15 protein-coding genes are annotated in these 12,459 nt (G+C 49.0%); 14 read left to right on the top strand and 1 reads right to left on the bottom strand.

Annotation, left to right across the window (positions count from 1 at the left end; translation table 11 throughout):
* Positions 1-76: 76 nt before the first annotated feature.
* The 7 genes from hemQ (at position 77) to C7R94_RS27690 (ending at position 7,334) form a co-directional block, all read left to right on the top strand.
* Positions 77-829: a hydrogen peroxide-dependent heme synthase gene (gene hemQ, locus C7R94_RS27720; protein WP_007715842.1), complete on the top strand. Its 753-nt coding sequence runs from the start codon at positions 77-79 to the stop codon at positions 827-829.
* 255 nt (positions 830-1,084) lie between these two features.
* Positions 1,085-2,074 carry an aromatic acid exporter family protein gene (locus C7R94_RS27715; RefSeq protein WP_106785799.1) on the top strand — a complete coding sequence of 330 codons (990 nt, stop codon included), beginning with the start codon at positions 1,085-1,087 and terminating at the stop codon, positions 2,072-2,074.
* A gap of 219 nt (positions 2,075-2,293) precedes the next feature.
* A complete protein-coding gene (locus tag C7R94_RS27710) occupies positions 2,294-2,671 on the top strand; it encodes a hypothetical protein (protein WP_047071330.1) in 378 nt (125 codons plus the stop codon).
* 14 nt (positions 2,672-2,685) lie between these two features.
* Positions 2,686-2,883 carry a hypothetical protein gene (locus tag C7R94_RS27705; RefSeq protein ID WP_047071332.1) on the top strand — a complete coding sequence of 66 codons (198 nt, stop codon included), beginning with the start codon at positions 2,686-2,688 and terminating at the stop codon, positions 2,881-2,883.
* 29 nt (positions 2,884-2,912) lie between these two features.
* On the top strand, positions 2,913-4,391 hold the full coding sequence (locus tag C7R94_RS27700) for a glycosyltransferase family 2 protein (RefSeq protein ID WP_233220689.1): 1,479 nt from the start codon (positions 2,913-2,915) through the stop codon (positions 4,389-4,391).
* A gap of 47 nt (positions 4,392-4,438) precedes the next feature.
* Positions 4,439-5,146 carry a glycosyltransferase family 2 protein gene (locus C7R94_RS27695; RefSeq protein ID WP_106785798.1) on the top strand — a complete coding sequence of 236 codons (708 nt, stop codon included), beginning with the start codon at positions 4,439-4,441 and terminating at the stop codon, positions 5,144-5,146.
* Between the two features lie 4 nt (positions 5,147-5,150).
* Positions 5,151-7,334, top strand: coding sequence for a glycosyltransferase (locus C7R94_RS27690; RefSeq protein WP_106785797.1), 2,184 nt, complete (start codon positions 5,151-5,153; stop codon positions 7,332-7,334).
* A gap of 77 nt (positions 7,335-7,411) precedes the next feature.
* Here C7R94_RS27690 and C7R94_RS27685 read toward each other — a convergent pair whose 3' ends face one another.
* Complete coding sequence (locus tag C7R94_RS27685; protein WP_106785796.1) at positions 7,412-7,600, bottom strand: small acid-soluble spore protein H; 189 nt, start codon at positions 7,598-7,600, stop codon at positions 7,412-7,414.
* A 145-nt stretch (positions 7,601-7,745) separates the two neighbouring features.
* On the opposite strand from C7R94_RS27685, the gene C7R94_RS27680 reads away from it, so the two are divergent.
* From C7R94_RS27680 to C7R94_RS27650, 7 genes are all read left to right on the top strand, one after another.
* Positions 7,746-8,222 (top strand): MarR family winged helix-turn-helix transcriptional regulator, encoded by a 477-nt coding sequence (locus tag C7R94_RS27680; protein ID WP_047071339.1) that lies wholly within the window; start codon positions 7,746-7,748, stop codon positions 8,220-8,222.
* A 76-nt stretch (positions 8,223-8,298) separates the two neighbouring features.
* Complete coding sequence (locus C7R94_RS27675; protein ID WP_106785795.1) at positions 8,299-9,483, top strand: ArsA family ATPase; 1,185 nt, start codon at positions 8,299-8,301, stop codon at positions 9,481-9,483.
* Positions 9,480-9,674 carry a hypothetical protein gene (locus C7R94_RS27670; protein WP_106785794.1) on the top strand — a complete coding sequence of 65 codons (195 nt, stop codon included), beginning with the start codon at positions 9,480-9,482 and terminating at the stop codon, positions 9,672-9,674. The genes C7R94_RS27675 and C7R94_RS27670 overlap by 4 nt, the downstream gene beginning before the upstream one ends.
* Before the next feature lie 25 nt (positions 9,675-9,699).
* Positions 9,700-10,050, top strand: coding sequence for a DUF6463 family protein (locus tag C7R94_RS27665; RefSeq protein ID WP_106785793.1), 351 nt, complete (start codon positions 9,700-9,702; stop codon positions 10,048-10,050).
* Between the two features lie 85 nt (positions 10,051-10,135).
* Positions 10,136-10,879 carry a YwqG family protein gene (locus tag C7R94_RS27660; RefSeq protein WP_106785792.1) on the top strand — a complete coding sequence of 248 codons (744 nt, stop codon included), beginning with the start codon at positions 10,136-10,138 and terminating at the stop codon, positions 10,877-10,879.
* Positions 10,880-10,900: 21 nt separating this feature from the next.
* Positions 10,901-11,452: a riboflavin biosynthesis intermediates N-glycosidase gene (locus C7R94_RS27655; protein WP_106785791.1), complete on the top strand. Its 552-nt coding sequence runs from the start codon at positions 10,901-10,903 to the stop codon at positions 11,450-11,452.
* A complete protein-coding gene (locus tag C7R94_RS27650; protein WP_106785790.1) occupies positions 11,449-12,261 on the top strand; it encodes a metallophosphoesterase family protein in 813 nt (270 codons plus the stop codon). The genes C7R94_RS27655 and C7R94_RS27650 overlap by 4 nt, the downstream gene beginning before the upstream one ends.
* The last annotated feature ends 198 nt before the right edge of the window (positions 12,262-12,459 follow it).

Genomic DNA, 12,459 nt, shown 5'->3' with positions numbered 1-12,459 from the left:
TACGCACTTGTTCCTTATGCTATACTGGGAATGTTGCAAGAAGGTCACCAGATTTTTCAAAGGAGCTGATTTTAGAATGAGCGCAAACGAAGCGTTGCTTACATTAGAAGGTTGGTATACGTATCATAATTTCCGCACCATCAATTGGGAAAAGTGGAAAGCAGCGTCCGCAGCAGAACGCCAAGAAGCGTTGGACGAGCTGAATGCATTGATCCGCACATGGGAAGCGAATGAGGGCGAGAACCAAGGAAGCACGGCTGTGTACTCCATCCTGGGACACAAAGCAGACCTCGTGTTCATGTTCCTGCGTCCAACTATGCAAGAACTCGATGAGATCAAAACAGCGTTCAATAAAACCCGCTTTGCTGCTTATACAGAAGCTCCTTATTCGTATGTATCCGTAGTAGAGCTGAGCAACTATGTACATAACCCAGGTGAAGATCCAAAAGCGAATCCGCACGTGCGCGACCGCCTCTATCCGATCCTGCCAAAATGGGAGCACATTTGCTTCTATCCAATGAACAAAAAGCGTGATCTGCAAGACAACTGGTACATGCTCTCCATGCAGGAGCGCCAAGAAATGATGCGCTCTCACGGCTTGATTGGTCGCTCCTACGCTGGCCGCGTGAAGCAAATCATCGGTGGCTCTGTTGGTTTCGACGATTGGGAGTGGGGCGTTACCCTCTTTGCCAACGATCCGCTCGAATTCAAGCATATCGTCTACGAAATGCGCTTTGACGAAGTGAGTGCGCGCTTCGGTGAATTCGGCAACTTCCTTGTAGGGAACGTATTGAACGTAGAAACACTGGCGAAAAAGCTGGAAGTATAATCAACATCCCCAAAAATCCGCTTTGCGAGATAGTCGCAGTGGCGGATTTTTTTGTTTGGGCCTATTGTTGATCGTGATAAACGGCGTACCGGCAGGCGATAATGGACTTATGAAAATGCTTGAACAGCCACTTCTCACTGCAAGAGTACCTGCGCCGACATTCCTGCGAAAATTTATGAAACCTTGTCTTTGGTTCCCGGACACTTTTTGTTAAAGTAAACAGGAAAGCATTTTTGACAGCGGAGGGGAACAAGACTGGGCTTTCTCAAGTTTAAAATTGGTTATCGCACGTTAAAAACAGCCATTGGAACGGCTATCTCGATTCTGATCGCCCAGCAGCTAGGCTTGATGTTTGCTTCTTCAGCGGGGATCATTACGATCTTGTGTATTCAGGTAACAGTCAAGCAATCGTTTCAGACAGCGTGGAATCGGATTCTGGCCAGTTTATTGGGTCTGGGTATCGGTGTTTGTCTGTTCTCCCTTATGGGCTATACGCCGATTGCCATTCTCCTTTTCATTTTGCTTTTCTTGCCTCTCGCGGTGCGTTTTGGCATTCAGGAAGGCTTTGTCAACAGCATGGTTGTGCTCATGCATTTGTATTCGTCAAAGAGAATCGACGGGATGCTATTGCTGAATGAGGTCGCTCTGCTCGTCATCGGTGTGGGCGTAGCCCTACTGGTCAATCTGTACATGCCGAGTCTCGATAAAGAGCTAAAAGGGATGCAAGTAAAGGTGGAGAAGCTGTTCAGCAAAATCTTGCGGGAGTTCTGTTACTACTTGCGTCACGGAGAAAGTGATTGGGACGGGAAAGAATTGATCGAAACAACTGGTGTATTGGAAACGGCGATTCGGTTGGCTTCACGAGATGTTGGCAATCGCTTGGGACGTCGCAACGATTCGTACTACGAGTATTTTGTGATGCGGCAAAAGCAGTTTGAGCTATTGGAACGCATGATGCCGATCGTCTCATCTTTGGACAATCAGGTGGCAGAGAGCCATCGGATCGCAGATTTTCTTGAGCGTATCAGCCACTCGGTACATCCGGGCAATACCGCCTACCGCTTTATCGACCAACTGCGCGTAATGCAAGAGGAGATCAAGGCAGCAGATTTGCCGCGAACGCGGGAGGAATTTGAGACGCGTGCCTCGCTGTTCTACCTCCTTCGGGAAATTGAGAGCTATCTGTTCATCAAGCATGAGCTAGGCAAGAACAGGGACGAAAAGGCACAGGTGGCAAAGAGTTAGACAAAACAGTACGTAACAATGAAAGAGTTGTAGAATACGAAGGAAGGCTGCGAATACTTTTCGCAGTCTTTTTTTGTTGTTCGGTAAAAACTCTGTGAACTTTTCATTAAAACCAAAAAATTACACAGTTGTCCTAGTACGTTTTTTAGCTTACTTGTATACCGTGTACAAGCGGCGAAAAAATCAAAAGAGTAGGATCAAGGAGATGAGAGTGACCAGATGAAAATAATTGTGAATGAAAAAGAGTTGAAAGAGTATTTTCAAGGGCTACGACGTCTCGTCTGGGGGAAAGACGAAAGAGACGAGGAAGTCGAAAATGACAAGGAAGAAGCTGTTCGTTGTTCGCTTCGCAAAGAACTGTACGCAGAAGAATTCGCCGCATTTCTGCAAGAAAACCACAGTGATTTGCTGCGACAAGATTCTTTTCGCAAAGTACTTCTGCGCTATTTGAATGAAACCGTAGAGCTGGGAACAGATGCAGGAAGTGTCACAGGGGTCCTGAATGAGGTTGGTCGGGACTATGCTGAAATCATAGAGCCAAGCGGTTCACGTGTGGAGATTCGTTTCACGCAAATTAATTATGTTCATGAGGTGTAAGGAGGAGAAGACAAATGAACTATGTACAGAAATTGAGAACGTTTATAGGCGATAGTGTACAAGTCGTAACTGGATTCGACGTGACTACCGGTGAGTTGCTCGGTGTGACCAATTCGACATTAACCTTGCTTGCAGCAAGTGAGCCAGGCTATGGCGGTGGCCAAACAGTGATCTTTCAACTCGATCGCATCACGTATGTGCGCGTTCTCTAATGGCAGAGCGGCAAGGGAGAAGGGGCCACGTGCCCCTATCCATTTTAATTCCTGCCATGCTTGGGACAGCTCATCTGCCAAAGCTGATCGCCGCTTGCAAACAGCTTGCACCTCTGGAGACCATCGTGATTTCGACAAGGGCCCTGGAGCTTGGCTCTGATGTTCGTGTCGAACTTGCAGAGGCTGTTGAGAATCTTTTCTCATGGCGAGGAGAGGCTGCCAAGCATGCAAGAGGGAGTGTCCTGCTTTTTCTCGGCGAAGAACAAATTGATTCGCTGTCTGGATTGCAGCGCTTCTTGTTCCCAATTTTATATGGAAATGCACAGGTCGTTTTGCCCCAGCAGGATATGCGACAAAGGAAGATGACAAAACCAAGACCTATCCACAGTTTTTCCCTGCTGGTAAATAACCTCTTTGGTCGCTCTGACCTGCGTGAAGCTTCTTTGCTGGATACACCTCACGCGATGACCAGAGAGGCACTTTCCAAAATTGGAGTGGAACAGTTGGCACAGCCTGCCCAAGCACACAAGCGGGCAGTTGTGAGCGGACTGTCCATTACGACACAAGCTATTGGAACGGGAACGGAAGAACGGATGTTTTTGCCGCAGCTTCACGGTTCGTTGCTCAAAGAGCTCTCTTTGTATGAAAAGCTGGTGATTGCCGAACAGCTTGATCTCGTCTCGCGTCTTCCCTTTCGCGGCGGACTGTCCGATAGAGGCAGGCGAAGAGATATAGCAGAGAATGTGCACGGTAAAAACAGTAGTATGCCTGTAACGCAGGTAGGGAAATGGCCCCTGCGAGGTACAACTCTTTACGGTGGGAAAACGGTATCCGTGATTATTCCAGCCCTTAACGAGGCAGCGACGATCCAGCAAGTGATCCGTGAAGTTCTTCGGCTGGAGCCAGTTGAAATTATCGTGGTCGTCAATGGCTCGGTTGATCAAACAGCACAGCTTGCCCGTGAATGCGGCGTGACGACCGTAGAGTTCCCATATGCATTAGGCGTAGACACAGGCCGGGCAATTGGAGCAAGTCTGTCGAAAGGCGACATCCTGTTGTTTGTCGATGCGGATACGATTATGACCGCTCATGATCTGTATCCATTTGTTCTCGCTTGCGAGTGTGGCGTGGACGTGGCCCTGAATGATGTTTCTGTATTTTTGAATCAACCTTGCGCAGACAATCTCTTTGTGGCTTGTCGCCAAGCTCTCAACTTGGCTTTGAATCGTAAGGATTTGGGGATCGGGTCTATGGTGACCGTCCCCTTTGCCTTACGCAGGGAAGCGGTTGCTCCGCTCGGGTGGCACATACTGCTTTGCCCGCCAAAAGCACAAGCAGCATACGCACAGGCAGGTGTAAAGATGGAATTGGTTCATCAGGTGAACAGCTTCACCTGCAACCGACTCCGGCCAGAAAAACACTTCGCCAGCTCCGGAATGCCCCCTGCCGTCGAACAGATTGCGGGTGACCACGTGGAAGCCTTGCAGTTTCTGGCGAAAGGACGCTAGCGAGGATGCGATGGGAAAACAAGAACACTGGAAGGAGGAAATGAAACTTGGCAAGAGAGCGAATAGAAGGTCTCGTAAGTGTCGTCATTACCAATTTCAACAGGGCGGCTTATATACGTGAATGCTTGGACAGCATTCTCCAGCAAACCTATGAGAATTGGGAGATTGTCCTGATCGACGATGCATCGACAGATCATTCCGTAGAAGTGGCCAGAGAATGGCTCGAAGAGAATAAAAGGTTTTTTCCAAGAGAGAATCAGGTGCTGATTCATGAGCTCCCTCGCAATATTGGCTTTTCGGGTGCCATCAACGTCGGGCATTACCTGAGCAGAGGCGAGTTCATCGCGATTCAGGACTCGGATGATTTCTCCCATATCCTGCGTCTTTCGCGGCAGGTTGAATACTTGAAAAATCATCCCCAGATCGATTTGGTCGGTACGAATTACTATGCGTTTTCGACCGATAATCCGGAAAAAAAGCAGCTCGCTGGATGGATCAAGTACGACGATGACATTCGCAAAGTATACGGAAACGGGGGACACTGCGTCTGTCATGGAACCTGCATGTTTCGAGGACAATTGTTTGACCAGATTGGTGGCCCGACACGCCGGATTGAGGGTGCAGAAGACTACGAATTTATCGCCAAAGCTTTGAATGCGAGAGCAGGCGTGAACAATATAGCAGAAGCATTGTATTATTACCGCACCCACGCTGAGCAGCGTTCGGCCCACTATTATCGGAAGAAGGGAGGGTAAAAAGTTGACTAGCAGTAATGATCGGATATTGATGGTGCTGGACAGTTTGAGGACAGGCGGAACGGAGACACATGTTCTTAGCATGGGTAAAGCATTGAGGAAAAAAGGCGTCCAACTGTTTTATGCAGGTGGCAATGGCCCCCTCTACCAAGAATTTGTTGATGCAGGCTTTTTGGTTGAACCGATAGAATCCGCACGTGAGCCGCTCCAGGCACGCAGACAGCATCTGATCGAGTGTTACCGTGCATGTATGAAGAAGCATAGTATTACCATTGTCCATGTGCATCAGACGCCATCAGGCTTTCTTGCCGCTACGGCAGCCAATGAGCTCGGCATCCCTGTCGTGTTCACCTTGCATGGAACGTACTACCCAAAGGATGAGGCGATAAAAGTAGCACAGCTCTGCTCCGCCGTTATCAGTGTGAGTAAACCTGTCCAACTATTCTGGCAAAGGCGAGGGGTAAAAACCACCCTTATTTCCAATGGGGTTGATATGGAAGAGTTTCAGTCTGGCTTCGCAAGTAGGGCTGATATGCCGACATTGCCGCCCGATGCCACAGTGGTTACGTATGTCAGCAGGCTGGCTTGGCAAAAAGCGACGGTGTGCAACATGGTATTGCGGGCAACCAAAACGTTGCGCAGTGAAATCCCCAATCTGCATATCGTGGTGGTGGGTTCGGGTGCCCAGGCCATTCATGTTCATGAGCTGGCAAAAGCGCTGAATAAAGCCGCAGGGCAGCCCTATATTCACATTGTGGGGGAGCAAACCGACGTCCGGCCGTATTACGCAATCAGTGATTTGGTGATTGGAACAGGGAGGGTCGCACTCGAAGCGATGGCGTGCGGAAAGCCCGTGCTTGCGATCGGAAATCATGGCTACGTTGGTTTGGTCGAACCTTCGTCCTACGACTTAGCTTGGGATTGTTACTTCGGTGACCACTCCTCCGTGCAGAAGCCGTCTCCTTCGTTGATTGATAGTGCTTTGCGTCAAGCATGTAACGACCGTAGTCAATTGAAGGAAATAGGAGGTCAAGGAAGAGCGTGGGTCCAAAACCATTTTCATATCACGCAAAAGTGTGCCTCCTTGCTTACCATTTATGCGCAAATAAAGAATGGAGGGGGGGCGGCAAGCATGAAAAAAATTTTGTACGTTGGCTGGTTAGGGTTCAACAATTTGGGCGATGAGCTGATGTGGCATGCCTTTTACGATTTGTCATGCAAATACCTCGACCCTACACAATACAAGGTAATACCTTCCCTGCCCGGGATTGATCTGAAGGATTTAAGCCCGTATGACACCGTCGTTTTGGGGGGAGGATCGCTTCTCATCCCGGGGTATGTGGATGTAGCTTATCGTGCGGTTGAACAGAAAAAAAATCTATGGGTCTGGGGAAGCGGATTTGACTCGCAGGATCAAGTCGAGCTGGATTCTTCCGGCAGATTGACGAACAAGCTGATAACTGGCCAAGATAAAATGAGCCACATGCTGCAAAAAATCGCCGAGCATGCCACGTTTTTTGGTGTACGCGGACCACTTACACTCCAATACCTCCAGCAAGCGGGAGTGGGAGAAAGGGCAGCGATTAGCGGAGACCCGGGGATGCTGCTTATTCCCGCATCATTGCCAACAGTGGCAGATAAAAGCAAGCGATCCACGATTGGTATCAACTGGGGTACGTCCTATAACCGGATTTATGGGAAAAACGAGACCGCAGTTGAAGATGGGCTTGTATATGCAGCCAAGAAACTGATCAAGGCAGGCTACGACATCCACTTGCTCACCATGTGGGGACCGGATCGGGAAGCCATAAAAAGACTGTACAAAAAAATCGACGATCCAGCTCATACAATTCTCGACCTGGAGCTGCACGATCATAAGCGAATGCTGCAACTGATGAAAGGCTTTCAAGCAACGATCAACTTTAAATTGCATGCGAATGTGCTGAGTGCCGCTGCGGGTGTTCCGTTCGTTTGTTTGGCGTATCGCATCAAGGGAATTGACTTCGCTTATTCACTGGATCTCCCGGAGCTCATCGTGTCAACAGGCGAGCCGCAATTAGGTGAAAGAATTCTTTCCTCCACCTGGGAGGCCATCGCACGCAAGGAGCAGATCGCAGCAAAATTGGCGGCGAGTCAGAAAAAAATGATCGAGAATTTGGAGCTGCCGTTCATCCAAGGCTTGCTGTAAGGTCATTGTACAATGAAAAAAGACGAGGGGACCTGCGGATTCGCTACAGGTCCCCTCATTCGTTGTTGTGACGAAAATCAGTACTCACCGTGCTCCCGCAAGCTGGCCACAGGAACGCTCATCTCCTGATCAGGCTGGTCGAGCGGGTAAATCCTCGCCATGTCGTTGTCGTCATCGATGTGCTGGATGTATACGGGTACTCCATCGCAGGTCACATTCGCCATAACGGGTGAAGCGGCGATTTCTTTCGCGCGCTGTTTATTCATTTTGATTCCCCCTGTCAGTTGTAACAGCTTTAATATGTACGTCAGCCCAGCAGGGTATACTTTTTACGCCTGTTGACATTCCCTAAAATATGTAATAAATTGAAGAGGAAATTACTACGAAATCGTACTAAAAGGAGTCGCCGGTATGCAGCAACTATATGACCTCTTTCTGAAAACCGGTTTGCGTCCGTTCGCCTTTATGTCCGATACGATGCAGCTTGAAGAAAAACTGACTCGCTCTGATTTGTCGACCCTCCTCATATTGCTGTTTCGAGGAGATTTGACCATGTCAGAGCTGGCGCAAGAGATGGGGGCGCCGCTTAGTTCGATGACCAGCATCGCGAAACGGCTTGAACGCAAAGGGTACATCGCGAGGGCTACCTCTGTAGAGGATCAACGGGTGAAGCTCGTCACACTGACACAACCAGGCAAACAGCTTGCAAAAGAATCAGAGCAAGTGATGCTGACGATGCTGGGCAGGCTTCAGGAGGCATTTACGCCGGAAGAAATGGAGCAATTCACTACCCTTTTACTCAAAGCCGCCAAGGTATTTCAGGACGGAGGGCCTGTCAAGCCTCGTGAAACAAAGGTTCGTTCCATCAAGATCAACATTGAGGAATAGTCTGATCGAGCCTGCTTCTTTTTTTGTCTAATTACTACGAAATCGTACTAAATGGATCGTGAAGGAGAGAGTCGAGATGAGAATCGTCATTTACACCGGCAAAGGTGGAGTTGGGAAGACGAGTGTTGCAGCAGCAACAGCTGTTAAGCTGGCAAAGCAGGGAAAGAGGACGCTCGTACTCAGTACGGATGCCGCACACAGTTTGGCAGATTCATTGGGGACTGTGATCGGACCAGATCCCGTACCAATCAGCGAAAATTTATGGGGACAGGAAGTCAACAGCTTGCGGGAAACCGAGCGCAACTGGGGAGCAGTGCAGGGCTGGCTGACAACACTGCTCGACAAAGCGCAGCTGACTGATATAACAACGGAGGAGATGCTCGTTTTTCCTGGCATGGAGGAAATGTTCAGTTTGCTACAGATCAAGGAACACGCCCTGAGCGGGCAGTTCGACGTCCTGGTAGTCGATTGTGCTCCGACCGGAGAAACACTGCGTCTGCTTAGTTATCCCAACGTATTGAATTGGTGGTTGGAGAAAATTTTTCCGACCGAGCGCAAGCTGATCAAACTCGTTCGCCCAGTGGCCAAGATCGTGAACAAAGTAGAGCTTCCTTCTGATGATGTGCTAGACAGCGTCGAGCAGCTCGCACGAGGGTTGGAGGAAATGCAACGCATTGTTTTGGACCCGGAGATCACATCAGTGAGGATCGTAGTAAACCCGGAAAAAATGGTGCTGGCGGAAGCAAAGCGCTCGTTTACGTACTTGAATCTGTTCGGGTTCAATACGGATGCCATCATCGTGAATCGGGTGCTTCCGGATGAAGCGGGAGAAGGATTTTTTGCCCACTGGCGAGAGCTGCAACGGAAGTATGAGAACGAAATCGTGGAAAACTTTCAGCCGCTGCCGATTTTGAAAGCACCGATGATGCCAAAGGAAGTGATTGGGCTTCCTGTTCTAGAAGAATTGGCTGATATCGTTTTTAGAACAGAGGACCCATCCGCCAAGCTTTACCAAGGCAGAACGGAACTGATTCGAGAAGTGGACGGCGAGCTGCATTTGGAGCTGATGCTTCCTTTTGTGGATAAAGCAGCCTTGGATTTAACCCAAACAGGGGATGAATTGACCGTAAATGCGGGTGCCTACAAGCGAAAAGTTATCTTGCCACGCGTATTAATGGGACGACAGGTTACGGGAGCGAAATATGCGGAAGATCGGCTGATCATTCGGTTTAGCGCAAGGGAAGGGGCTGCTCAGCATTGAGAGGTACAGGATTGAATCGGGTGCTGACGATTCTTGCGAACATGGAACAGTACGGAACCGAGCGCCATGTGAAAAATGCCTGCAAAGAATGGCTACTCGCATCGCGGTCAGTGATCGACAGCATGATTGATGTGTTACAGGATGAACAAGACTGTCCGAGAGCTCAAAAAATTAACATTTCTAAGGAATAGGCCAATTTGAGAGGAGAGAATTGACATGGTAAGTGGGATCAAGCGCCAAATGGGTTTCACTCTCATCATTACAGGACTGCTGCATACAGTTGTCGGTCTGTTTTTATACGCGGAGCCGCTTCAGCAGATCGTTGCAAACGGTTTTTGGAATGCGGTAGGGCTAGAGGAAGTTGCTGCTTTCTGGTTTATGATGTTTGGCTTTTTGCTGATGTTGCTTGGATATATGGCGGATTGGCTGATGAAAAAGAAGGGAATGGAGACGCCAGCTGCCTTTGGGTGGACGATACTCGGGATATGCGTGGTCGGCGCGATTGCCATGCCTGCGTCGGGCTTCTGGCTCGGCATACCACAGGCTGGCATCCTGCTTCGCAAGTGATGTAAGAAATTTGCGGATAGGCAGATGGTTCAGATAAAATGAATCTAACCATTTTCCATATGTTTCAATTCCGAGGTGATCTTCTATGAACTTCTTAGATGCAAATAACCAATGGACCCCAGAATTTTTGGAGCACATCCAAAAATCCGCAAAGTCATCCATCAAGCTCACCCTGACGAAAGAAGCGGCTACCTTAACGGATAGCAAGGTGGGCGGAAAGCCTTGGCTGCCGCCAGAAATGCCATACCCACAGGATGAAGACGGAAACGACTACTTGTTTCTCGCACAAATCAACTGGGCGCAAATGCCGCGACTCGATGGCTACCCCGCTAGTGGATTGACCAGTTTTTTTGTCAAGGAGGATGATACCTTCGGATTGATGGACCAATCCTTTCAAGTGCTCCATTTTGAGGAGATCATCGACACACAGGAAATCGACCCCTTTCAACCAGAGGACCCCGACGTGTACAGTCCGGTACTGGGCGGGCCATACAAGCTGACAGGAAAACGAGAGTCGCAGTACGTCCCTCATCGAGATCCACAGGCTGTAAAATTTCAGCTGCCTACCCACGAGGATGAAGTGGCCTACTCAAAATATTGGGACCTCGCCGATGCAAGCGGGTCACGGATTGGAGGATATCCCTACTTTACCCAGAAGTATGTGAATCAGGATGGATGGGAGCTGCTCCTCCAACTGGACATGGAGGGCGACAAATACGATTATTATGTCTCGTGGGGAGATAGCGGAGTGGGCAACTTCTTCGTTCGCAGGGAGGATTTGCTTCGTCTGGATTTTTCAAAGGTTTCGTATACATGGGATTGTTTATAAAAGAAAGATGGGGATAACACGATGGCGCACATACATGACGTCCAAACCTTAATCAAAGAATCGCAAAAGACAAGAGTGAAATACTTGTTCTTTTGGGGACATACACAGAAGGAGTCAGGCACGATCGATAAATCTTGCTTCAGCCAATGGTATCCGGCCGCTTTTGTAGAGGAGGGTATCACGTACTTGACCGCTGAGCATTACATGATGGCGAAAAAGGCTGAGCTGTTCGGCGATGTTGCCATCCGTGATGAGATACTCAAGAAAAGCCATCCAAAACAAGCCAAGGAATTGGGACGAAAGGTTCATTCCTTCGACGAGGCTGTGTGGAATGCGAACAAGACGGCGATCGTTCGCCAGGCAAACCTGTTAAAATTCAGCCAGCATGCCGATTTGAAAGCATACCTCTTGAACACAGGTGACCGCATTATTGTTGAAGCCAGTCCTTATGATCGGATTTGGGGGATTGGCATGGCCCAAGATCATCCGCATGCGGAACAGCCCGAAAAGTGGCGGGGAGAAAATTTGCTCGGTTTTGCATTGATGGCAGTCAGGGAGCAGCTTCGTTCGTGATTCAGATTACCAAAATCGAAGAAGAGCCCGTCGAGCAGGTTCCCTATCTAGCAGCAGGAGCGAATGGCAAAGGTGTTGTTCCGAGCAGGTTGCCTATCTTTTTTGGGGAAATGGCGAATATTCCTGATGCTTATGATGCGATCATCATTACTTCCGATCTGCAAGGGGTGATAGAGTCTCGGCACGAGCAGCAGGTACTGCTTGGCGAAGCGTTGCCAGAGATGGTTTCCCTGTTACTCCAAATCGAAAAGCCATTCATTTCAAGAAAACGCGTTCTGGTCTTGCTATGCGGAGACTTGTATGCCGATCCATGGAAACGGGGAAGTAGCGGCGATCCCTCCTCCGTATGGCATGCTTTTCAACGCGAGTTTGGAGAGGTGGTCGGGGTTGTTGGCAATCACGATTTGTTTGACTCGGGTTCCTTCGCCCAGCTTCAAGGCATGGCAGATATCACCGTAATCAATGATCCTGAAATGGTGCAAGTCAGCCAGCTCCGTATTGCGGGTCTGGGCGGAATCGTAGGTCGTGCGGATAAACCGAATCGGAGGGAAAGGAAGGAGTTCCTGAAAGGAATGCGGGAGCTGCTTCGGAAGCAGCCTGACATTTTGTTGCTTCATCAAGGGCCGGATGAGCCTTCATTCGATCTGCAGGGCTTGCCTGAAATTCGTGAGTGCTTGCAGCAGCACCCTCCAGTACTCGTCTGCTGTGGGCATGTACACTGGGCGCGATCTTGGATCGAGCTTGCCCAAGGGACACAAGTGTTGAACGCGGATGGAAAACTATTTGTCTTTACACGAAAAAGTGGTTGAGCAGACGTTTCGCTGCTAACCACTTTTTTTATCTACTGAATGGAAAAATCATTATTTACCTGGTCAAGAGACATGACCATTTGCCTATACAGCTTGCCCTCCAGCGGCTGTCGGCGGGGAGGAAAACTATTCCATATTCCTATCATGAATATTTATTCAATAAAACATATTTTTCTTGAATATCAGAAAATATATAAT

It is taken from the genome of Brevibacillus sp. NRRL NRS-603 (assembly GCF_003013445.1).
GTDB classification, from domain to species: Bacteria; Bacillota; Bacilli; order Brevibacillales; family Brevibacillaceae; genus Brevibacillus; species Brevibacillus formosus.
This window is presented reverse-complemented; position numbering and strand designations above follow the sequence as displayed.